At 39.2% G+C, this 22,771-nt stretch carries 19 protein-coding genes and 1 pseudogene; 13 read left to right on the plus strand and 7 right to left on the minus strand.

Going from position 1 to position 22,771, the window contains the following annotated elements:
• Window positions 1-4 precede the first annotated feature (4 nt).
• From hisB to hisE, 6 genes are read left to right on the plus strand one after another with little or no spacing between them, the layout of a single operon-like run.
• On the plus strand, window positions 5-589 hold the full coding sequence (gene hisB, locus HMPREF0848_RS02310; RefSeq protein ID WP_008534357.1) for an imidazoleglycerol-phosphate dehydratase HisB: 585 nt from the start codon (window positions 5-7) through the stop codon (window positions 587-589).
• Entirely contained in the window at window positions 586-1,194 is a 609-nt protein-coding gene (hisH, locus tag HMPREF0848_RS02315) for an imidazole glycerol phosphate synthase subunit HisH (protein WP_008534358.1), read from the plus strand. Before hisB ends, hisH begins: the two co-directional genes overlap by 4 nt.
• Window positions 1,195-1,243: 49 nt before the next feature.
• Window positions 1,244-1,963 (plus strand): 1-(5-phosphoribosyl)-5-[(5-phosphoribosylamino)methylideneamino]imidazole-4-carboxamide isomerase, encoded by a 720-nt coding sequence (gene hisA / locus HMPREF0848_RS02320; RefSeq protein WP_008534359.1) that lies wholly within the window; start codon window positions 1,244-1,246, stop codon window positions 1,961-1,963.
• A 1-nt stretch (window position 1,964) separates the two neighbouring features.
• Window positions 1,965-2,723 (plus strand): imidazole glycerol phosphate synthase subunit HisF, encoded by a 759-nt coding sequence (gene hisF, locus HMPREF0848_RS02325; protein WP_002890735.1) that lies wholly within the window; start codon window positions 1,965-1,967, stop codon window positions 2,721-2,723.
• Window positions 2,720-3,058, plus strand: a complete 339-nt coding sequence (gene hisI / locus HMPREF0848_RS02330) for a phosphoribosyl-AMP cyclohydrolase (protein ID WP_008534361.1) — start codon at window positions 2,720-2,722, stop codon at window positions 3,056-3,058. Before hisF ends, hisI begins: the two co-directional genes overlap by 4 nt.
• A gap of 8 nt (window positions 3,059-3,066) precedes the next feature.
• Window positions 3,067-3,381 (plus strand): phosphoribosyl-ATP diphosphatase, encoded by a 315-nt coding sequence (gene hisE, locus HMPREF0848_RS02335; protein ID WP_002884043.1) that lies wholly within the window; start codon window positions 3,067-3,069, stop codon window positions 3,379-3,381.
• A gap of 153 nt (window positions 3,382-3,534) precedes the next feature.
• On the opposite strand, the gene HMPREF0848_RS02340 is transcribed toward hisE, so the two are convergent.
• The 6 genes from HMPREF0848_RS02340 to HMPREF0848_RS02365 form a co-directional block, all read right to left on the minus strand.
• The gene (locus HMPREF0848_RS02340) at window positions 3,535-4,218 is read right to left on the minus strand and encodes a DUF4956 domain-containing protein (RefSeq protein WP_037608801.1); all 684 of its coding nucleotides are present in this window, start codon (window positions 4,216-4,218) and stop codon (window positions 3,535-3,537) included.
• A complete protein-coding gene (locus HMPREF0848_RS02345) occupies window positions 4,211-4,990 on the minus strand; it encodes a polyphosphate polymerase domain-containing protein (RefSeq protein WP_008534364.1) in 780 nt (259 codons plus the stop codon). The genes HMPREF0848_RS02340 and HMPREF0848_RS02345 overlap by 8 nt, the downstream gene beginning before the upstream one ends.
• 145 nt (window positions 4,991-5,135) lie before the next feature.
• Window positions 5,136-6,275 (minus strand): tyrosine-type recombinase/integrase, encoded by a 1,140-nt coding sequence (locus HMPREF0848_RS02350; protein ID WP_002273085.1) that lies wholly within the window; start codon window positions 6,273-6,275, stop codon window positions 5,136-5,138.
• A complete protein-coding gene (locus HMPREF0848_RS02355; RefSeq protein WP_000998327.1) occupies window positions 6,262-6,465 on the minus strand; it encodes a DUF3173 family protein in 204 nt (67 codons plus the stop codon). The genes HMPREF0848_RS02350 and HMPREF0848_RS02355 overlap by 14 nt, the downstream gene beginning before the upstream one ends.
• Complete coding sequence (locus HMPREF0848_RS02360; protein ID WP_008534370.1) at window positions 6,462-7,454, minus strand: replication initiation protein; 993 nt, start codon at window positions 7,452-7,454, stop codon at window positions 6,462-6,464. Before HMPREF0848_RS02360 ends, HMPREF0848_RS02355 begins: the two co-directional genes overlap by 4 nt.
• 226 nt (window positions 7,455-7,680) lie before the next feature.
• Window positions 7,681-7,863, minus strand: coding sequence for a hypothetical protein (locus HMPREF0848_RS02365; RefSeq protein WP_000204837.1), 183 nt, complete (start codon window positions 7,861-7,863; stop codon window positions 7,681-7,683).
• 220 nt (window positions 7,864-8,083) lie between these two features.
• Here HMPREF0848_RS02365 and HMPREF0848_RS02370 point away from each other — a divergent pair, with 220 nt between their 5' ends.
• The 7 genes and pseudogenes from HMPREF0848_RS02370 (at window position 8,084) to HMPREF0848_RS02395 (ending at window position 21,813) form a co-directional block, all read left to right on the plus strand.
• Entirely contained in the window at window positions 8,084-8,425 is a 342-nt protein-coding gene (locus tag HMPREF0848_RS02370; protein WP_008534371.1) for a helix-turn-helix transcriptional regulator, read from the plus strand.
• A gap of 28 nt (window positions 8,426-8,453) precedes the next feature.
• Complete coding sequence (locus HMPREF0848_RS02375; RefSeq protein WP_008534373.1) at window positions 8,454-9,071, plus strand: SAP domain-containing protein; 618 nt, start codon at window positions 8,454-8,456, stop codon at window positions 9,069-9,071.
• 45 nt (window positions 9,072-9,116) lie between these two features.
• A pseudogene (locus HMPREF0848_RS10350) lies at window positions 9,117-9,242 on the plus strand (ClbS/DfsB family four-helix bundle protein); the annotation flags it as partial.
• 449 nt (window positions 9,243-9,691) lie between these two features.
• Entirely contained in the window at window positions 9,692-10,975 is a 1,284-nt protein-coding gene (locus HMPREF0848_RS02380; RefSeq protein WP_008534374.1) for a carbohydrate-binding domain-containing protein, read from the plus strand.
• Window positions 10,976-11,008: 33 nt separating this feature from the next.
• A complete protein-coding gene (locus HMPREF0848_RS02385; RefSeq protein ID WP_008534375.1) occupies window positions 11,009-12,031 on the plus strand; it encodes a glycosyltransferase in 1,023 nt (340 codons plus the stop codon).
• 280 nt (window positions 12,032-12,311) lie between these two features.
• Window positions 12,312-16,790 carry a glycoside hydrolase family 70 protein gene (locus HMPREF0848_RS02390; protein WP_008534376.1) on the plus strand — a complete coding sequence of 1,493 codons (4,479 nt, stop codon included), beginning with the start codon at window positions 12,312-12,314 and terminating at the stop codon, window positions 16,788-16,790.
• Window positions 16,791-17,214: 424 nt separating this feature from the next.
• Window positions 17,215-21,813, plus strand: coding sequence for a glycoside hydrolase family 70 protein (locus HMPREF0848_RS02395; protein WP_008534377.1), 4,599 nt, complete (start codon window positions 17,215-17,217; stop codon window positions 21,811-21,813).
• Window positions 21,814-22,098: 285 nt separating this feature from the next.
• Here the strand turns inward: HMPREF0848_RS02395 and HMPREF0848_RS02400 are convergent.
• A partial coding sequence (locus HMPREF0848_RS02400; RefSeq protein WP_008534379.1) for an IS110 family transposase occupies window positions 22,099-22,771 on the minus strand: 673 nt, incomplete at its 5' end.

A 22,771-nucleotide genomic window follows, 5' to 3' on the forward strand; every position in this document is an offset into this window, starting at 1 on the left:
AGTTATGAGACAAGCAGAAATTGAACGTAATACCTTTGAAACCAAAATTAAGTTAAGCCTCAATTTGGATGCTCAAGAACCAGTAGATATTCAAACAGGTGTCGGATTTTTTGACCACATGTTGACCTTGTTTGCCCGTCACGGCCGTATGTCTTTGGTGGTGAAGGCTGATGGCGACCTTTGGGTTGATAGTCACCACACCGTTGAAGATGTCGGTATTGTCCTTGGCCAAGCTCTTAAAGAGGCCTTGGGCGATAAAGCAGGTATCAATCGTTATGGAACGGCTTTTGTACCTATGGATGAAACCCTTGGAATGGCAAGTTTAGACTTGTCTGGACGTAGCTACTTGGTCTTTGATGCTAGTTTTGATAATCCAAAATTGGGTAATTTTGACACAGAATTGGTAGAAGAATTTTTCCAAGCCTTGGCCTTTAATGTTCAAATGAATCTCCACCTCAAGATTCTCCACGGAAAAAACAATCACCACAAGTCAGAAAGTCTCTTCAAGGCAACAGGACGTGCCTTGCGCGAGGCTATCACAGTTAATCCTGATATTCATGGTGTAAACTCAACAAAGGGGATGCTATGATTATCGTCATTGATTACGATGCGGGGAATACCGCCAATGTTTTGCGTGCCCTTGAAAAGATCGGTGTGACTGCAGAATTGTCTGCCGATAAAGAAAAAATCCTAGCTGCAGATGGGTTGATTTTACCTGGTGTGGGTGCTTATCCAACAGCCATGGCAGAGCTTGAGCGAAGAGGCTTGGTAGCTGTTATCAAAGAGGCCGTCGCACAGGGAGTTCCACTTTTAGGAATCTGCTTAGGCATGCAAATTTTAACGGAAAAAGGACTGGAACATGAGGAAACAAATGGTCTTGGTTTTATTCCAGGTGTTTGCCGTGCTATTCCAGCCAGCAAGGAGCAACCTGTCCCACATATGGGGTGGAATGATTTGGCTGTTAAGCAAGCCAGCCCTTTGACAGATGGTTTAGACGGCCAAGCTGTCTACTTCGTTCACAGTTATTTCACGGATGTCCCTAGCCAATATATTGATGTTACCGCAGATTATAGTATCGAGGTGCCAGCCATGATTCATAAAGACAATGTTTATGGAGCTCAATTTCATCCCGAAAAATCAGGTGATATTGGTTTAGGTATTATTGAACAATTTGTAGGTTTATGCAAAGCCTAGAAGCTAGTGAGAGCAAAGTTTTTTTCACTTAGAAAGGATGGTAGGGGAGATGCAAATTCTACCAGCAATTGATATTAAGGATGGCCAGGCTGTTCGCCTCTTCAAAGGAGATTTCAACCAACAAACCGTTGTCAATCCTGATGTTATTGAGCAGGCAAAGACCTTTAAGGATGCGGGCATTCAATTTATTCACGTCGTGGACTTGGACGGTGCCCTTGATGGTCGTGCCACTAACCGTGACTTGATTGCAGAGGTCAAGAAGGTTTCTGGACTTGGCATCGAAGTTGGTGGCGGTATCCGTACCTTGGAGCAGATTCGAGACTATTTGGCAGTTGGCATCGACCGTATCATTATCGGTTCAATGGCGGTTAAAAAACCTGACTTCGTTCGAGCAGCTTTAGAGGAATTTGGTGCTGATAAAATTGTCGTAGGTATTGATGCCAAGGCAGGGTTTGTCGCTACTGAAGGCTGGTTGGAAACCAGCAATGTGGACTTTATTACCTTGGCCAAGGAAATGGAAAAGATGGGCGTAACCCTCTTTGTCTATACTGATGTTGATCGAGATGGCACACTGACAGGACCCAATCTTGATCACTACAAACGTTTGGTATCTGAACTCACAACCGCCAAAGTCATCGCTTCCGGTGGGATTGCAGAAGTAGCCGACTTAGATCACCTACAAGAGATTGGTGTGTCAGGAACCATTGTCGGTAAAGCCTACTATAACGGCAATATCACATTAGACCAACTCAAGTCTTTCGGAGGTTAAGATGCTTAAAAAACGTATTATTCCTTGTTTGGATGTCAAGGATGGTCGTGTTGTCAAGGGAGTTAATTTTGTGAATTTGACAGACGTTGGAGACCCTGTTGATTCTGCACGTGCTTACTATGAGGCTGGCTGTGACGAACTCGTTTTCCTAGATATCACAGCGACTTCAGACAATCGTGAAACAACGGTTGACATGGTGCGACGCGTTGCCGATCAGGTCTTTATTCCCTTCACAGTTGGTGGAGGTATCCGTTCAGTTGAAGACATGAACAAGATGCTCAAAGCCGGTGCTGACAAGGTTGCGGTCAATTCCTCAGCCCTTGCCAACCCGCAACTAATCGCTGATTGTGCTCAAAAATTTGGCAACCAGTGTGTAGTGGCTGCGATTGATGCCAAAAAGATGGCTGATGGGAGCTGGCATGTCTTTGTGGCAGGTGGCCGTAAGGATACAGGTAGGGACCTCATCCAATGGGCTCAAGAAGTCGTCGCCTTGGGGGCTGGAGAAATTCTCTTAACCAGCATGGACAAGGACGGCACTAAGTCTGGTTTTGATTTGGAAATGCTAAATCGTGTGGCGGAAGTCGTTGATGTTCCGATTATCGCTTCTGGTGGTGCGGGAAATATTGAGGACATTGTAGAGGTCTTTGAAAAGACAACAGCGACTGGTGCACTGGCAGCCTCTATCTTCCACTTTGGTGAGGTAAATATAGGCGAAACCAAACAAGTCTTGGCAAATGCAGGAATTGAGGTGAGACGATGACAGAGGTTAAACTTGATTTTGATAAACAAGGGGGACTTGTACCAGTCATTGTGACCGATTACAAGACGGGGCAGGTGCTCATGTTGGCCTATATGAATGAGGTGTCCTATCAGTTGACCCTAGAGACCAAACAAATGCATTACTGGAGCCGTTCTAGAAATGAGCTTTGGCATAAGGGAGCCACATCTGGTCATTTTCAGCATGTCAAAAGCATCAAGACAGATTGCGATCAGGACACCTTGCTTATCGCTGTGGAACAAGAAGGAGCAGCCTGTCATACAGGAGCTTACAGCTGTTTCTTTACGGATATATATGATGACAATCAAGACAGATAGGAGTAGTTATGTTAGAAACACTTTATAAAGAAGCCCTAGATCGTAAAAAAAATCCTAAAGAAGGGTCTTATACCAATTACCTTTTTGACAAGGGTCTAGACAAGATTCTTAAAAAGGTTGGCGAAGAAGCGACCGAAGTTGTGATTGGGGCCAAAAATGCTGATAAAGAAGAAATTGCCAACGAGACAGCAGACGTCCTCTATCACCTAGCAGTCATGCTCGTTGAAACAGGGGTCAGCCCTGAAGACGTTGAAGCCGTACTTAAAGCACGTCAAGGCAAACAAAGCAATGTCCATGACCGAAAAGAAGTAACGGATTATTGAGGATTATATCAAGCGATTGAGACTAAAAAAAGACCTGAAGTGATTGTATTGAAAAAAGATTCAAATAATGCTTAAGTCATTCATTTCTCTTTGAGAAATCATTTGTAATATACAAAAACATCTCCGAAAATCAGTCGGAGATGTCTTTTTGCTTTACAAATTCTTTTTCTTTTTAGCTTTTTTGGTTAGGGCAAGATCACAATTTTCAATACTTGAGATAAGGTGGTTAGTCAATTGGAAGTCATCCACTTTGGGATTCAAATCCACTTCGTAGACCAGTTGCATGCTTTCGCCCCCACCTGTTGTGTTAAGGGAAATCAGGTCGCATTCACTGGTGAAATTGAGCAAGGTTTTAGTGATTTTTTGATCAATCATGTCCTGATGTGAGACGTTAATGGTCAGGAGTCTACGACGTTGGTTGTCGGTACGACTTTGACGATTTTCCAAAAGGAGCCAGACAGCCAAAAGAAAGGCGGTGAAGAGGACGGCTAGTAAGAGATAGCCTGTCCCAGATGCCAGACCAATAATCATGGCCATAAAGACGGCGATTAGTTCTCTGGAACCACTGGTAGCCGAACGAAAACGAATGAGACTAAAGGTCCCTGCAACGGCAATAGAGGTCCCCAAACTACCGTTAACAAGGAAGATTACTAGGGTCATCAAGCATGGCAGCAAGGTCAAACTGATGGCAAATTCTCGGGTGTAGAGGGTTCGGTATTTATAAGTCCAGGTTAGGGCCAAGCCTAAAACAAGGCTGACCAGTAAGGCCAGCATGAGTTGAAGGGGACTTGCAGTTGCGGTTGCATCATTAAAGATAGAATTGAAGAGATTAGACATAGGCGGCAGCTCCTTTTTCTTGGACTGGATGTGGCCCGTAATCTAGACCTTGAGACTTATGATAGGCACAGCTGTATTTTGAGAATTTCTGCTCTTCCAAACCATGTTTGTCTAAGATAGCTTGAAGCCAGTCTGGCTTTTGGCCAGGTGCCTTGATTTCCATGATAATCGTATCTTCATCAAGAAGGGGAAACCCATAATTGCCCTTAAAGAGACTGACGTCTTCATCACGGTAAGTCAGATTTTGGTCTAGGGTCACACGAACTTTATTGTAGGCATAGCCTTGGATAGTCTCTTTTTCTTTCATTGAAAAACGGTCGTAGTAGATATACATACGTGGTTTGAGACCTTCATCATAACGCTGACGTAAGTGGTGAATATCCTGTAACAGCTGACGATCGGTGATTTGGCTATGATTCTTACCGTCTGTCATCAAGTTAGTGATGGCAAGGGGTGTTGAAACGAGACGAAACTTATGACCGATTCCCTCCTCATCTTTAGCTTTGACCTCTAGAAAGACCTTGCTATCAATTTTGGGATTGGCTAGGTAGGTACGCATGCGGATCTTCTCTTGACGATGATTACCATCAAGGGCATCTTGGATGACATCAAAATTATCCGTATCAAAGTAAATATTTGAAATGGTAGATGTCGGATAATCATCTTCTACCAAATACTCCTTGAGATCAGCGAGCAGGTCTTCAAGATTGTCCTTTGAGACCACATATTTTGTTTCAATACGTTTAAAACGTGTTTCCAATTGTTTAACCATGAAAAAACTCCTTTTATAGATGAGATACAAAGCCGTAAAGCAACTCTCAGGAAAATAGTGGGAAAATAAGGAAAAAAGCCCTTTAAAATAAGGCTTTTGAGGTAGTTTTTTATCTTTTGGTAGCTAATTTGGTAGCCAAAGAGAATTAATCGATAAAATCACTTGATATGAGATTGAGTTTATCCGTTAATTCGGAATCAGCGTTTGGGTATAAATGACTATAAATGCTAAGTGTAGTTTTGACATCAGAATGACCTAATCGTCTTTGAATATATAGAGCATTTACATTATATTCATTAATAAGTAATGACGCATGGGAGTGTCTTAAACCTTTTGGTTGAATGTATTTAACTCCTGCACGTTTAGAATATTTTAGAATCTGGTCTCTAATACTACGTTTACGATATGGATTTCCATCAAGAGATAGAATGAATGGTATCTTGTCAACTTTTGCTTGTCTTTCTTTCCATTCTTTAAGTACGTTTAGAGTATTATCATCAAGGCCAATGGTTCGTCTGGAGCTTTCGGTTTTTAGTTTGTTACGCCTAACCCAATTTTCACGGTTTATGTACTGTAAGTTGTGATTGATTGCTAGAGTTTTCTTTTCAAAATCTACATCTTCCCAATAAAGAGCAGTCGCCTCATTTACACGCATTCCTGTAAAATAATAAAGCCAAAAAAGTGTATAAACAAAGTGCTCAAAATAACTCTTTTTATCAAGTGATTGTATTACTTTTTGGAACTCGTCTTTTGTCCAAAAATCTATATGTTTTTTTATGATTGGAATTGGACTGATATTACTTGTGGGAATTTCATGAAAAATCAACCCATATTTTTTTGCAGTTTTCAAAACTTGATTAAGCAAAGTCATCTTGTTTCTTGCATATGAATTTGAATATCTCTCTAATAAACCGTTTCTATAATTAATCACATCATAAGTAGTAATTTCTCTAGGTTTTTTCTTACCAAAGTATTGAATAAATTCATCGAATATAACTTGACGTCTGTGTTCGAGATCCGGACTTGTTGTAGCGTAATAATTTGGCATAAAAACTTCTTCCATAAACTGCTTAAAAGTCCATTGAGTATGCTTAATTCCTCCTTTTTGTTGTATCTTATTCAAGGCTCTTGTACGTGCTTCAAAGGCTTCTTTTGCGGTTTGAAAACCACGTCTACGTTCTTGATAAGGTTTACCAGTAGCTAGGTCAACTCCAGCTTTAAAATAATAAGTATATTTGCCAGTCTTATCATCTTTCGTAACACCGGTATATCTAGTTTTTGACATGTAGTTCCTCCAATCCAAGTATCTCTGCTACAACTGATACTGGAACTGTTCCAAGTCCTTTATTATTATAAAAATCGAATCCACGTTCAACCATAATATGTTTTGCTTGCCGTAAAATATTATAAGCAGTCCATTTTGAAAAACCTAAGTCCATAATTTCTTGTACTGTCATAGTTAGCTTATCGTTCATAAGTCAGTTTCTCCTTTACTAGTAAGTTCTAGGAATTCTCCTATTAATTGTTTGAGTTCATTATTTAACCGTGGGGTTTGTTCTTTAAGTGCATCTTGTAGTTCTAAAGAAAATGAGCTACTATCAAATGCTTTTAGGTGTTTTCTAAGTCTGGTCTTTTTCACTCTAATAGTGTTAGGTTTCAGGTAGGGGAATAATTCGGGTAAGAGTGCTGGTTCATGAAGAAAAATATAGGCAAATGCTTTGCTATCATCTGGAACATTTGAAAGACTAAAAAAGCTAAAATTCTCCAATCGTTTAGAAATCTCTGAAATGGTTTCCTCGTTTATAGCCTTTGTTCGTAGTTGGAACTCTAACCGCCACCAAAAGGGTTTGTTTTCTATATCTAATTTATCAGCTCTTTTGTGACTTAGTACCTCTATATTCTTATCGTACAAACGTACTTGAACGTTGCTACCACTTGCACCCCAGTATTTACTTTCTATATTTCCCCCTCTACCGTAGAATATTTTATGACTAACCCCTCCTTTGATATGTTGTAAAAAAACTATTTCTGGCCTATTAAAGATATCAAAAGCAAGGTCTAATCGTGACAGTCTAATTTCTAATCGATTTAATCGAGCGTAATTCATAATCTGCCTCCACACTTGTAAACCCTCAAATTCTTTTAGTGAGTTTGGGTTGAAGTCTAGGCGTATGACTTGATAACCACCATAATCAGAAAGTTGGAAGAAAATTAGATTTATACTATCTTCGTTTATTGTTTTATATAGAGTAAAAAAGTCTTCTTTTAGATTTTCTTGAATACTAAATTCTTGAATTATATTATCGAGTGATTTTCGTAATTCACGAAATATTCGTCTAAATGATTGGTTTTCACTATCAAAGATTACTGTTAATCGGTCAATACTGATATAAATAGATTTTTCTAGTTCTGATAAATCTACTTGATTTTGATACTCTCGTAGAGATTGAATGGTATTTTTCAACTGTAACGCCTCCTTTCTATGTTTAAAAACTGCGTAATTCGTTGCTACTATTGATTTTTGCCAATGACTCGTTACTTAGGACGTTGTCTTAAGTGTATCGGTTTGCTGGCTGTTAGAAACGCCAGCTTTTATGTTAGAGATTGGGAGAACTTCGAGCTTCGGGCGCTCTGCCTTCGGCCCGCGCCCTTGCACTTGTCTCCCAATCTCTAATTTATTAGTTTTTAAATTACCCAAAATACTTGTCTAGAAAACTCGAGAGCAGTTCAAGTGCTCGAAGTTCAATTTCTTCGTCTCGAATATCGTTAAATACATCATCATTTACTTGAATATATTCTTCTAAACTAGGCGAATAAAAAGAATGAGTATTGTTAATTTTGTTGTTTTGAAATGCCAATTGTGTTGATGTCATAATATTCTCAATCTAGCCATATCTCGCTTTTTATGGACTTTTTATTACCATTTTGGTATAATTGTATTGGTTTTAAACGAAAGCCTCAGAACGCTTTGCAGAGCTTTCTGGGGTGTTTTTGCATACTCATAAATTTAACTAGTATCACTTATTTTGTATGCTTTGTTTTTATATAACCATTTTGGTTATAAGTCAATAGAAAAACGAAAGGAATTATAACATGTTAAAAGACAATATAAAAAAAGCCCGACTAGATGCAGGACTTACTCAATTAGAAGTTGCTGAAAAGTTAGGTGTGGCTCAAGCTCAATATGCTAGGTGGGAGAACGGGGGGAGAAATCCAAAGGATGATACAGTAGAGAAACTAGCTGAAATCTTAAATACTTCTTTTGAGATTCTTAAAGGACGAGATGATGGCCTTGAGGAGATAGTTAGTTTATTGAGAGAACATGAATTAACAGAGGAAGATAAAAACCAAATTATTAGTCTTTTACAGGACTTCTTAATAAACAATTCAATGTATGATGAGCTACCAACACCTAACCCCAAGAAAAAGAAATAGTAAAATTAGAACTTGTAGAGGTAAGCATTTGAAAGAGAATAGACCTGATTTTCGAGATATAAAATCATTTGAAGAATTTAACAGATACTACTGGTATCGAGATGAACTTTCACAAATTTGTAAATCTCTTGGATTGGAGTATAGATGTACAAAACAGGAGTTGAATCATATTATAGAACAATATTTTAAGGGAAATAGGATAGAAAAATTTTTGAGCAAAGGAAACAAAAATCAATCCGAAGTTATAACATTAGATACACCGTTACTTGAATGCGGATTTTCTTTTAACCAAAAATTTCGAGATTATTTTTCAGAGGTAATAGGCGTTAATTCGTTTAAATTTAATGCTGATATGGCAACAGCTTGGCGAAAAGTAAAAAGGGATAACGATATAAAATTTACAATCCAAGATATGATTAAAATATACTATGGAGAATCAGACTATGCCAAATATGATAATTCAGTTTGCCAATGGAACCAATTTTTAAAAGATTTTTGTACAGATGAATTTAGCGAATACTATTCTAACAAGTTAAAAGTTGCAGCTATCCTTTGGAAAGAAGTTAGAGATTCAAAAAATGAAAAAATATATTCACGGGAACTTTTGAAAAAATATGAGGATAAAATAGAGGCGTACTGTAAGTAAACAAATCCCAAGTTATAAGTTTCTATTAGATGAAACCTATAAAATTTGTACAAATATTGTAGGGTAGGAGGAAGTGTACTTGGTTCGTATTTTGTAAGCACTACTTCAAGTCATTATGATTGGGCGATGAAGAAATTAAAAGCACATCAAAAAAATTGTAAGAAAAAATAAGCAGATATGGTATCTTTTTGGTAGCTAAACAGACAAAATATCTTGTTTTTTGCAAATAATACTTAAAAAGAATGTTGATTTATCAGCATTCTTTTTCATTTCAAATCAATTCTCGGAATTAGAAATAGGGGGACCAGCCGTAGGAGTTTATCTCCAAGCAAGGACCATCTTTTTCCCCCGAGTTGTAGGCGTGTTCAATTAGATAAGATACAAAGCCTTCACTTTAAGATTTGGCTTTTATTTTTATAGTAGAAAAGTTGAGCGAAAATGTACTATTTTATATAGCACTTACTTGCTCGCCTATTAGTCTATGGAACTTTTCTGAAAGAAGTCCTAAGTCAAACTTTCACCAAACTTAACTTAAGAAAAGTTTTAGTTAACCTTCAGAAATGTTTTAGGGAAGTTCCGTAAACTGTAATCATCAAAACGAACCCGAGAGGAAAAAAGATATGAAATCAAAAAAACTAAAAAAATGTGCGACTTTAGTAACCTGTGCGACAGCCCTAACAGTCATGACAGCTTGTAGCCAATCAAACAGTCAAGCAACGATGACGACTTCAAGCACGACATCAAAAACAAGTGCTGTAACTGCAACGACTAATAAGACTACTAATAAAAAGAACAGCAACTATTTCACATCAAAAGACTCAGAGACATCTTATGATGAAAGTTCAGCTTCTAAGATTAAACTATCAGGCTCATCTGCGGATGTTTCAGGAGATGGCGTAGCAGTATCAGGGTCAACGGTAACCATCTCTAAAGCGGGTACCTACGTCATTTCAGGAAAATCTGATGGTGTGCAAATCAAGGTGGACGCTGGTGATTCAGACGATGTCCATATTGTTCTAGATGGTGCAACTATGACCAACACCAATGCCCCAATTACTGCGACAAGTGCTGGTCATGTCTATCTAACACTTAAAGATGGCACTACGAGCACCCTTTCTGATTCAAGTTCAAATAGTGACGAAGATGCGGATGCCGTGATTTTCTCTAAGGGAGATTTGACTATTAACGGCTTAGGTACTCTTAACATTGATGCCAAGAAAAACAACGGTATTAAGGCAAGCGACAGTCTTCATATAACTGGTGGTACCTATAAGATTACCTCAGTCGGTGATGCCTTCAATGTTAATGATGAACTTAATATCACAGGAACAACCATGACTATTGAGGCCGAAGAAGATGCCGTTAAGGTCGATAACGATAACGACACCTCAGTAGGTACCATGTATCTGTCTGACAATACCATGACTATCAAGGCTGGTGACGATGGTATTCATGCCTCAGGCGATCTGATTATTGATAGCGGTACTTACAAAGTTGAAAAATCAACCGAAGGTATCGAAGGAAAATCTGTAACCATTAACGGTGGCAAGATCGATGTTTATGCGACAGATGATGGGGTAAATGCGGCTAATGCCAATGCCAGTCAAAGCGAAATTTTCTTCAAGATGACAGGTGGAACCCTTAATGTCGAGGTTGGTCAAGGTGACACAGACCCAATTGATTCAAATGGTGATATTATTGTATCGGGGGGAACGATCAACTTGACCGGTCAATCTGGCTTTGACTTTGATGGTACAGCGACCTATACCGGTGGTGACATTACTATTAATGGTGAAAAACAAACCAAGATTGAAAACTCTATGCCTGGTGGCGGTGGTGGCCCTCAAGGCGGCGGTGGTCTCCAAGGCGGTGGCCCTGCAGGTGGCTTTGGCGGAGGCCAATAAAGCATCATAGGATGAAACAGAAAGGAAGTGCCTATGTATATTGTTATTCCAGCTTATGAACCAGACATTCGCCTGATTCAGGTGGTTCAAGATATTACTTTAAAACTCCCTAAAGCACGGATTATTGTTGTCAATGATGGGAGCGGTCCACGCTATGACGACTTTTACGACGAAACGGCTCTTTTTGGAGCAACCGTCCTTAAACACCCGGTTAATAAGGGAAAGGGAGCTGCCCTCAAGACTGCCTTTGCGCATATTCAAGAGGAGGTAGTGAGTCAACATTTCCCAGCCCAGACTATCGTGACAGTTGATAGTGACGGTCAACATCTGATTCAGGATATTGTCCGAGTGTCTCGAGCGACTGAGGAAAATCCAAGTCATCTGATTTTGGGTGCCCGTGCTTTTGTGGGTAAGGTACCAGCACGTAGCTGCTTTGGTAATAAGGTGACTGCTGGGCTCTTCCGTCTAGTAACTGGTCAAAAGGTAACGGATACTCAGACAGGACTTCGTGGCATGTCGACAGACCTCATTCCATGGTTGCTTAGTTTGGATGGGAACCGCTTCGAATACGAATTTAATATGCTCCTCGAAGCTAAAAAGTCAGGTTATCATATTTCTGAAGTTCCTATTGAGACGGTCTATCTGGAGGAAAATAAAAGTTCGCACTTTCGGCCCATTCGTGATTCCATCCGTATTTATAGCCCGTTTTTAAAGTTCTCTGGCACGGCCGTCTTGGCCTCACTCATTGATGCAACAGCCTTATTTGTGCTCTTTGCCTTGACGAAAAATCTCCTGCTTTCGGTCGTGCTAGCCCGTGTGATTTCGGCTTCTAGCCAATGTCTACTGAATGCGAATGTGGTCTTCAATCCAACCAGTTCACTCTTTAGATCAAGTGTTCGCTATTTTATGTTGGTATTGGTTCTCTTGGCTTGTAACTATTTCTTGTTGAGTAGCCTGGTAGCCATTGGTCTTGGCCTGGTACTAGCTAAATTACTTACAGAAACCTTACTCTTTTTAGTCAGCTATAGGGTCCAACATACTCTTGTATTTACTTAATAAACAGTTTCAACATTCCAAACTATAATAGAAATATGTCATCTCTTAAGCTTGGGGCAGCCCTTGAAGGCTTTAAATACAACTTATAAACCATAGACTACCGTTACGTGATTTCGGTAGTTTTTTTAGATTAGAAATACTGCTAATCAATTTAAGTTATGGTTAAAAAACGAAACTGGAATGATAAAGTAAAGAAATGGGTAAAAAAATTATGATATAATGAGACTGTTTGAATGGTGTAGATTTCATTCAAACTAGGAAAATGAAATGAGGACCTAAAATGGGAAAAAAGGTACATTACAAGCTTCACAAAGTTAAGAAGCAATGGGTGACGATTGCCGTCACTTCGGCAGCACTTGCCTCTATTGTAGGTGGTGCTACAGTAGCTAATCAAAAGGTTTCAGCCGATGAAACAACAGAACCAGTTGCTACTACGACAGCTGAAAGCGATGTTGTGGTCGAAACGCATGAAGTAGAGACTCCAGCAGCAACTGCTACGACAGATGTTACAGCAGTAACAAATGACAAGGCAACAACTACAGATACTGTAGCAACTCCAGCACCAGCAACGGCTACAACTGATACAACTACTAATGTGGCAGCACCAGCAGCGACTGATCGTGCAGCAGTAGCTAATGGTGCTACAGAAACACCAGCAAATGCAACTGTAGCGACAGATACAACGCTTACAGTAGCTGAAAAACCAAAATCTGGTGTTACTGAAAAAGAAGAAACAGCAGCGCTTTCTTTGGACAACATTAAGCAAGTTGATGGAAAATACTATTATGTCAAAGAAGATGGTTCATACAAAACAAATTTTGCTGTTTCAGTTAATGGCCAGTTGCTTTACTTCGGTAAAGACGGTGCTTTGACAAGCACATCAACACACTCATTCACACCAGGTACAACTAATCTAGTTGATTCTTTCTCTTCACATAATCGTGCTTACGATTCTAAGAAAGAAAGCTTTGAGTTGGTAGATGGGTATTTGACGCCAAATAGCTGGTACCGTCCAGTCACTATTTTGGAAAATGGTGAAAAATGGCGCGTGTCAACTGAGAAAGACTTCCGTCCACTTTTGATGGCATGGTGGCCTGATGTAGATACACAAGTGGCCTACCTCAATACTTTCTCTAAACATTTTAACCTTAACGCAACTTATTCAACCAGCCAAAGTCAATCAGAATTGAATGCAGCTGCTAAGACTATTCAAATTAAGATTGAGCAAGAAATCTCTGCTAAACAATCAACAGAATGGCTTCGTCAAGCAATTTCTTCATTTGTTAAGGAACAAGAGCAGTGGAGTGTTGCAACAGAAAACTATACACAAGCTGACCACCTTCAAGGTGGAGCCCTTCTTTATGTCAATAATGATAAGACACCTTGGGCAAATTCTGATTACCGTTTGCTTAACCGTACACCAAGTAACCAAGATGGTTCTCTAAATGGTACAGGAAGATACTTGGGTGGTTATGAATTCCTACTTGCCAATGACGTTGATAACTCAAATCCAGTTGTGCAAGCTGAGCAGTTGAACCAAATTCACTATCTTGTGAACTGGGGATCAATTGTTATGGGTGATAAGGATGCTAACTTTGATGGTATCCGTGTTGATGCAGTTGACAATGTCGATGCAGACCTTCTCCAAGTTTATACAAACTACTTCCGTGCGGCCTTTGGTGTGGATAAATCTGAAGCCAATGCACTCGCTCACATTTCTATCCTTGAAGCTTGGGATTTAAATGATAATGCTTATAATCAAAAACATGATGGTGCAGCCCTTGCCATGGATAATAACCTTCGTTATGCAATTATGGGTGCACTTTATGGATCGGGCTCTTCATTGAAAGATTTGATTACTAGCAGTTTGACAGACCGTACAAATAATAGTAAGTATGGAGATACACAAGCTAACTACATCTTTGCGCGTGCTCATGATAACCTTGTTCAAGATATCATTCGTGATATCGTTCAAAAAGAGATCAATCCAAAATCAGATGGTTATACCATGACTGATGCTGAATTGAAACGTGCCTTTGAAATCTATAATGAAGATATGAAGAAGGCAGAAAAACGTTATACTATTAACAATATTCCAGCCGCCTATGCTTTGATTCTTCAAAATATGGAGCAGGTAACTCGTGTTTATTATGGAGATCTTTATACGGATAACGGTCAATATATGGCTACCAAGTCTCCTTATTACGATGCTATCACAACGCTCTTGAAGAACCGTATGAAATATGTTTCAGGTGGACAATCGATGAAAGTCGACACGTTCAATGGAAAAGAAATCTTGTCATCTGTTCGTTACGGTAAAGATATTATGACTGCTGACCAAACTACGGGTGTAGCAGAAACAAGTAAACATTCTGGTATGTTGACCCTTATTGCCAATAATCAGGATTTCTCACTGGGTGATGGTACTTTGAAAGTTAACATGGGTAAACTTCATGCTAACCAAGCCTACCGTCCATTACTTCTTGGTACTGATAAGGGAATTGTCACTTACGAAAATGATGCAGCAGCAGCTGGAAAAATTAAATACACTGATGCTGAAGGGAACTTGACTTTTAGTGGAGATGAAATTAAGGGGTATCGTACTGTTGATATGAGAGGTTATCTTGGTGTATGGGTACCAGTAGGTGCACCTGATAACCAAGATATCCGTGTTAAAGGTTCAGATAAGAAACTTGACAAGACATTTTCTGCTACTGAAGCATTGGACTCACAAGTTATCTATGAAGGTTTCTCAAACTTCCAAGATTTTGTTGAAAAAGATAGCCAATATACTAATAAATTGATTGCAGAAAATGCAGAACTCTTCAAGTCATGGGGAATCACATCATTCGAGATGGCTCCTCAATTTGTATCGGCTGATGACCGTACCTTCCTTGATTCTGTTATCCAAAATGGTTATGCCTTTACTGACCGATATGACCTTGCCATGAGCAAGAATAACAAATACGGTTCTAAAGAAGATCTTCGTGATGCACTTAAAGCCCTTCACAAGCAAGGTATTCAAGCAATTGCTGACTGGGTTCCAGATCAACTTTACCAATTGCCAGGACAAGAAGTTGTAACAGCAACACGTGCTAATAGTTATGGTACTCCAAAGGCCAATGCTTATATCAATAACACTTTATATGTTGCAAATTCTAAATCATCAGGTAAGGACTTCCAAGCTCAATATGGTGGTGAGTTCCTTGATGAGCTCCAAAAGAAATATCCACAGTTGTTTGAAGATGTGATGATATCAACTGGTAAGAAGATTGATCCATCTGTTAAAATCAAGCAATGGTCTGCTAAGTACATGAATGGTACTAATATCCTTGGTCGTGGTAGTCGTTATGTTCTCAGCAACGATGCTACTGGTCGCTACTATCAAGTTACTGATAATGGTATCTTCTTGCCAAAACCTTTGACAGATCAAGGTGGTAAGACAGGTTTCTACTATGATGGTAAGGGTATGGCCTACTTTGATAATAGTGGTTTCCAAGCTAAGAATGCCTTCATTAAATATGCTGGAAATTACTATTACTTCGATAAAGAAGGTTATATGTTAACTGGTCGTCAAGATGTCGATGGTAAGACTTATTTCTTCTTGCCAAACGGTATCCAGCTTCGTGATTCTATTTATCAACAGGATGGTAAATATTATTACTTTGGTAGCTTTGGTGAGCAGTACAAAGATGGTTACTTTGTATTCGATGTACCGAAAGAAGGTACTTCAGAAACAGAAGCTAAATTCCGTTATTTCTCATCAACTGGAGAAATGGCAGTTGGCTTGACTTATGCTGGTGGAGGATTGCAATACTTTGATGAAAATGGCTTCCAAGCTAAAGGTACTAAGTATGTGACTCCAGATGGGAAACTCTACTTCTTCGATAAAAATTCAGGTAATGCCTATACAAACCGTTGGGCAGAAATCGATGGTATCTGGTATGAATTCAACGATCAAGGCTATGCACAAGCTACGAAGGGTGAATTCTACACAACTGATGGCTCAACATGGTTCTATCGTGATGCAGCTGGTAAGAATGTGACAGGTGCCCTTACTTTGGATGGTCACGAATACTACTTCCGTGCAAATGGTGCCCAAGTTAAAGGTGATTTTGTTACTGAAAACGGTAAAATCAGCTACTACACTGTAGATAACGGTTATAAAGTAAAAGACAAGTTCTTCGAAGTGAACGGCAAGTGGTACCATGCTGATAAGGATGGTAACCTCGCCACAGGTCGTCAAACGATTGACCACCTTAACTATTACTTCAATGCTGATGGTAGCCAAGTTAAATCTGATTTCTTCACTCTTGATGGTGGTAAGACATGGTACTATGCCAAAGATAATGGTGAAATCGTGACAGGTGCCTATAGTGTTGGCGGTAAAAACTATTACTTCAAAGAAGATGGTAGTCAAGTCAAAGGTGACTTTGTTAAGAATGCTGACGGATCACTCTCTTACTATGATAAAGATTCAGGTGAGCGTCTCAATAACCGTTTCTTGACAACTGGTAACAATGTTTGGTACTACTTCAAAGATGGTAAGGCTGTAACAGGACGCCAAAATATCGATGGTAAAGAATATTACTTTGATAAATTGGGACGCCAAGTTAAAGGTAGCCCAATCAGCACACCAAAAGGAGTAGAATACTACGAATCAGTTCTTGGCGAACGTGTGACAAACACATGGATCACTTTCCAAGACGGTAAGACTGTCTTCTTCGATGAAAATGGTTATGCTGATTTCGATAAATAATCAATCAATCTAATCTTAATCTGAGAGATTAAGTGAAAAACGATATGATTTGACATGAATTTATAGGTGAAATTTCTTGAAAACGAGAATCGTTTAAAGAAATTTCACCTTTTTTTGCTCCTTAAAGAAAAAAATCTGACAAATATCAATTTTGAGTCAGAAAGGCTACAAATGTTATTAAATCAAGTGTTCTAGACATTTTCTAAAAAATAGTTTCAGTTATCAAATGATATAAAATGAGAATTGAAAACCTATGAAACAGGCGCATTACAAAACCTTTCTAATATTACTATTATATTACATATATTTTATAAAAATACAATTAATTTGAAAAATAGTTAGAAAATAATGATATAATGTAATTGTTTGAAATCGGATAGATTTCAGTCTGATTTTGACAAATAAAATCACGGGGAAAATTATAATGGAAAATAAGGTACACTATAAGCTTCATAAAGTTAAGAAGCAATGGGTTACAATTGCAGTTGCCTCTGCAGCACTTGCTACTGTCGTAGGAGGATTGTCTGCAACAACATCTTCAGTTTCAGCGGATGAAACTCAAGATAAGACAGTAACTCAACCAAATTCAGATACAACAGCCGATTTAGTTACTTCTACTGAAGCAACCAAAGAAGTCGATAAACGTACAAATACAAAAGAAGCAGATGTTTTGACACCTGCTAAAGAAACAAATACTGTCGAAACAGCAGCTACAACGAATACACAAGCAACAGCTGAAGCAGCTAAAACAGCAACTACAACGAATACACAAGCAACAGCTGAAGTAGCTAAAACAGCAACTACTGCTGATGTAGCAGTGGCAGCTGTTCCAAATAAAGAAGCAGTTGTGACAACAGATGCACCAGCTGTTACAACTGAAAAAGCAGAAGAACAACCAGCAACAGTGAAGGCTGAAGTTGTAAACACAGAAGTTAAAGCGCCAGAAGCTGCTTTGAAAGATTCAGAAGTAGAAGCTGCGCTTTCCTTGAAAAACATCAAAAACATTGATGGTAAATATTACTATGTTAATGAAGATGGTTCACACAAAGAAAACTTTGCCATTACTGTAAATGGTCAATTGCTTTACTTCGGTAAAGATGGTGCCCTTACAAGCTCATCAACATACTCTTTCACACAAGGAACAACAAATATTGTTGATGGTTTCTCAATAAATAACCGTGCCTACGATTCATCTGAAGCTAGCTTTGAATTGATTGATGGTTATTTGACTGCAGATAGCTGGTACCGTCCAGCTTCTATCATCAAAGATGGTGTAACTTGGCAAGCATCAACGGCAGAAGATTTCCGTCCACTTTTGATGGCTTGGTGGCCAAATGTAGATACTCAAGTTAACTACTTGAACTACATGTCTAAAGTCTTCAATTTGGATGCTAAATATTCAAGTACAGATAAGCAAGAAACTTTGAAAGTTGCTGCTAAGGACATTCAAATCAAGATTGAGCAAAAGATTCAGGCTGAAAAATCAACACAATGGTTGCGTGAAACTATCTCTGCCTTTGTTAAGACACAACCACAATGGAACAAAGAAACTGAAAACTACTCTAAAGGTGGCGGCGAAGATCACCTTCAAGGTGGTGCCCTTCTTTATGTAAATGATTCACGTACACCATGGGCGAACTCTAACTATCGTCTTTTGAACCGTACAGCAACTAACCAGACTGGTACAATTGATAAATCAATTCTTGATGAGCAATCAGATCCAAACCACATGGGTGGTTTCGACTTCTTGCTAGCTAATGACGTAGATTTGTCAAACCCAGTTGTTCAAGCGGAACAATTGAACCAAATCCACTACCTTATGAACTGGGGTTCAATCGTTATGGGTGACAAGGATGCTAACTTCGATGGTATCCGTGTCGACGCGGTAGATAATGTCGATGCAGACATGCTTCAACTCTACACAAACTACTTCCGTGAGTACTATGGTGTTAACAAATCTGAAGCAAACGCTCTTGCTCACATCTCAGTCCTTGAAGCATGGAGTCTTAATGACAACCACTACAATGACAAGACAGATGTCGCTGCGCTTGCTATGGAAAACAAACAACGTTTGGCTCTCCTCTTCTCATTGGCTAAACCAATCAAAGAACGTACACCGGCTGTAAGTCCTTTGTATAACAATACTTTCAACACGACACAACGTGATGAAAAGACTGATTGGATTAACAAAGATGGAAGCAAGGCTTATAACGAAGACGGAACCGTTAAAAAGTCTACAATTGGTAAATACAATGAGAAGTACGGTGATGCGTCAGGAAACTACGTCTTCATCCGTGCCCACGACAACAACGTTCAAGACATCATTGCTGAAATCATCAAGAAAGAAATCAACGAAAAATCAGATGGTTTCACCATTACTGATTCTGAGATGAAACGTGCCTTTGAGATTTATAACAAAGACATGCTCAGCAATGATAAGAAATATACCTTGAACAATATTCCAGCAGCCTACGCTGTCATGTTGCAAAACATGGAAACTATCACTCGTGTCTACTATGGTGACCTCTACACTGATGATGGTAACTATATGGAAGCCAAATCTCCATACTACGATACCATTGTTAACTTGATGAAGAGCCGTATCAAGTATGTTTCTGGTGGTCAAGCGCAACGTTCATACTGGTTGCCAACTGATGGCAAGATGGACAAGTCAGACGTTGAACTCTACCGCACAAATGAAGTCTATACGTCAGTCCGTTATGGTAAAGATATTATGACAGCTGATGATACTCAAGGTTCAAAATACAGCCGTACATCTGGACAAGTAACCTTGGTTGTCAATAATCCAAAATTGACTTTGGATCAGTCAGCTAAGCTAAATGTTGTGATGGGTAAAATCCATGCTAACCAAAAATACCGTGCCTTGATTGTTGGGACACCAAATGGTATTAAGAACTTCACATCTGATGCAGAAGCCATTGCAGCAGGTTACGTGAAAGAAACAGATGGCAATGGTGTCTTGACTTTTGGTGCCAATGACATCAAGGGTTATGAAACATTTGATATGTCTGGTTTCGTAGCAGTTTGGGTTCCAGTTGGCGCTTCAGATGACCAAGATATCCGTGTAGCAGCTTCAACAGCAGCTAAAAAAGAGGGTGAATTGACTCTTAAAGCGACTGAAGCTTACGATTCACAATTGATTTACGAAGGCTTTTCTAACTTCCAAACGATTCCAGATGGTTCAGATCCTTCAGTTTATACTAACCGTAAGATTGCTGAAAATGTTGACCTCTTCAAGTCTTGGGGTGTGACATCATTTGAAATGGCACCACAATTTGTATCAGCTGATGATGGTACCTTCCTTGACTCTGTCATTCAAAATGGTTATGCCTTTGCGGACCGTTATGACCTTGCCATGAGTAAGAACAATAAATACGGTTCTAAAGAAGACTTGCGTAATGCCCTTAAGGCACTTCATAAGGCTGGTATTCAAGCAATCGCTGACTGGGTCCCAGACCAAATTTACCAATTGCCTGGTAAAGAAGTTGTCACTGCGACCCGTACAGATGGTGCCGGACGTAAGATTTCAGATGCTATCATTGATCATTCTCTTTATGTAGCTAACTCTAAGTCATCAGGTAAGGATTACCAAGCAAAATACGGTGGTGAATTCTTGGCTGAACTTAAGGCTAAATACCCTGAAATGTTCAAAGTCAACATGATCTCAACTGGTAAACCAATTGATGATTCTGTTAAATTGAAACAATGGAAGGCCGAATACTTCAACGGAACCAATGTTCTTGACCGTGGTGTTGGCTATGTTCTTAGTGATGAAGCAACAGGTAAATACTTCACCGTAACGAAAGAAGGTAACTTCATTCCGCTTCAATTGAAGGGGAATAAAAAAGTTATCACAGGCTTCTCAAGTGATGGTAAAGGTATTACTTACTTTGGTACAAGTGGTAACCAAGCCAAGTCTGCCTTTGTAACCTTCAATGGTAACACTTATTACTTTGATGCTCGTGGTCACATGGTTACCAACGGTGAATATTCACCAAATGGTAAAGACGTCTATCGTTTCTTGCCAAATGGTATCATGTTGAGCAATGCCTTCTACGTTGATGGTAATGGCAATACCTACCTTTACAATTCAAAAGGTCAAATGTACAAGGGTGGTTACTCTAAATTTGACGTTACTGAAACTAAAGACGGTAAAGAGTCTAAGGTCGTGAAATTCCGTTACTTCACTAACGAAGGTGTCATGGCTAAGGGTGTTACGGTCGTTGATGGTTTCACGCAATACTTCAATGAAGATGGTATCCAATCTAAAGATGAGTTGGTAACCTATAACGGTAAGACTTATTACTTTGAAGCGCATACTGGTAATGCCATCAAGAACACTTGGAGAAATATCAAGGGTAAATGGTACCACTTCGATGCAAATGGTGTCGCTGCTACAGGTGCTCAAGTTATTAACGGCCAACACCTCTACTTTAACGAAGATGGTAGCCAAGTTAAGGGTAGCATTGTGAAGAATGCTGATGGTACTTTCAGCAAGTACAAAGATAGTTCTGGAGATTTGGTCGTTAACGAATTCTTCACAACAGGCGATAACGTTTGGTACTATGCAGGTGCCAACGGTAAGACTGTTACAGGCGCTCAAGTTATCAATGGTCAACACCTCTTCTTCAAAGAAGATGGTAGTCAGGTTAAGGGTGATTTTGTTAAGAACTCAGATGGTACTTACAGCAAGTATGACGCTGCTTCTGGTGAACGCTTGACCAACGAGTTCTTCACAACAGGAGACAATCATTGGTATTATATTGGTGCCAACGGTAAGACAGTGACTGGAGAAGTGAAGATTGGTGATGACACTTATTTCTTTGCTAAAGACGGCAAACAACTTAAGGGTCAAATCGTAACTACTCGCAGTGGCCGTATTAGCTATTACTTTGGTGATAGTGGCAAGAAAGCCATCAGCACTTGGGTAGAAATTCAACCAGGAGTCTTCGTTTTCTTTGATAAAAACGGTCTTGCTTACCCACCAGAAAATATGAACTAAAAATAAAATAACTCTTTAGAGATTATCTTTGATAAGTCATTCTAAACAATGAAAAAAGCAACACTCGTGAATGGCACTCCAAAAGTTAGGCAGAAAAAATGGCTCTTTTCTACCATTTGTCAAGTCTATCAAGGCTTTAAGTAAAAAAAAGAGATAAGACAGTATCTATTCTGAGGTTACTGTCTTATTTTTAACACTTTTTGATCTATAAATGGGCATGCTAAAAAAACACTTCATCTGGTATTTTTTGAAACAAGGTGTTACAATAATACGGCATAGACAGCCTTATCGATTTTGGGTCAAAGAGTAATCGTAAAGTTTGTTATGCGTAATGAGGTAATACATTGTTCGAATGAGACGATATATAGAGGCAATCGTATGTGGCTTAGTTGAAGCTATTGTCGATTGTCTTTTTCGTTTCTCATAAAAGTCAGCGATATGGCAGGGATTGGTATGACTAGCTGAAGCGATGTTGTGAATGCATTTGAACAAGATTTTTCTGGCATAGGGATTACCTCGCTTAGTGATGTGTTCCTTGGCGAGAAAGTTCCCAGATTCATAGTGTCTCAGGTAAATGCCAATAAAAGCTTTGATTTGATTGGTAGACTGAAAGCGACGAATATCTCCCAATTCGCCAATGATAGATGTCGCTGTGGTTTCTGCGATGCCAGGAATTGACCGTAAGATGTCATACTCTGGTAAAGGCTGAGCTAGAGCTACCATGTCGTTTAATACAACTTGTCTGCGTTCAGAAAGACGAAGCAATTCTTGAGCATAGTAACGAACCTCTTCAAGCATTGGAGAGGTTTTCTTGACCGCACAAAAAGATTGTTTAGCGAGTTTTATAAGTTTATCAGTTAGGTAAGCAATACGTTTTTCAGAGATGCGTTTGGAGGTAGATTGACGGATAATCTCACACAAGTTACTTTGAGATAGGCTTAATACAAACTCTTTGCAT

This window comes from Streptococcus sp. C150 (genome assembly GCF_000187445.1).
GTDB lineage: Bacteria > Bacillota > Bacilli > Lactobacillales > Streptococcaceae > Streptococcus > Streptococcus raffinosi.

Bases quoted from the DNA above. Each gene is read 5' to 3' on its own strand.
- hisB (WP_008534357.1), top strand. From the start codon at position 5: ATGAGACAAGCAGAAATTGAACGTAATACCTTTGAAACCAAAATTAAG.
- hisH (WP_008534358.1), top strand. From the start codon at position 586: ATGATTATCGTCATTGATTACGATGCGGGGAATACCGCCAATGTTTTG.
- hisA (WP_008534359.1), top strand. From the start codon at position 1,244: ATGCAAATTCTACCAGCAATTGATATTAAGGATGGCCAGGCTGTTCGC.
- hisF (WP_002890735.1), top strand. From the start codon at position 1,965: ATGCTTAAAAAACGTATTATTCCTTGTTTGGATGTCAAGGATGGTCGT.
- hisI (WP_008534361.1), top strand. From the start codon at position 2,720: ATGACAGAGGTTAAACTTGATTTTGATAAACAAGGGGGACTTGTACCA.
- hisE (WP_002884043.1), top strand. From the start codon at position 3,067: ATGTTAGAAACACTTTATAAAGAAGCCCTAGATCGTAAAAAAAATCCT.
- HMPREF0848_RS02340 (WP_037608801.1), bottom strand. From the start codon at position 4,218: ATGTCTAATCTCTTCAATTCTATCTTTAATGATGCAACCGCAACTGCA.
- HMPREF0848_RS02345 (WP_008534364.1), bottom strand. From the start codon at position 4,990: ATGGTTAAACAATTGGAAACACGTTTTAAACGTATTGAAACAAAATAT.
- HMPREF0848_RS02350 (WP_002273085.1), bottom strand. From the start codon at position 6,275: ATGTCAAAAACTAGATATACCGGTGTTACGAAAGATGATAAGACTGGC.
- HMPREF0848_RS02355 (WP_000998327.1), bottom strand. From the start codon at position 6,465: ATGAACGATAAGCTAACTATGACAGTACAAGAAATTATGGACTTAGGT.
- HMPREF0848_RS02365 (WP_000204837.1), bottom strand. From the start codon at position 7,863: ATGACATCAACACAATTGGCATTTCAAAACAACAAAATTAACAATACT.
- HMPREF0848_RS02370 (WP_008534371.1), top strand. From the start codon at position 8,084: ATGTTAAAAGACAATATAAAAAAAGCCCGACTAGATGCAGGACTTACT.
- HMPREF0848_RS02380 (WP_008534374.1), top strand. From the start codon at position 9,692: ATGAAATCAAAAAAACTAAAAAAATGTGCGACTTTAGTAACCTGTGCG.
- HMPREF0848_RS02385 (WP_008534375.1), top strand. From the start codon at position 11,009: ATGTATATTGTTATTCCAGCTTATGAACCAGACATTCGCCTGATTCAG.
- HMPREF0848_RS02390 (WP_008534376.1), top strand. From the start codon at position 12,312: ATGGGAAAAAAGGTACATTACAAGCTTCACAAAGTTAAGAAGCAATGG.
- HMPREF0848_RS02395 (WP_008534377.1), top strand. From the start codon at position 17,215: ATGGAAAATAAGGTACACTATAAGCTTCATAAAGTTAAGAAGCAATGG.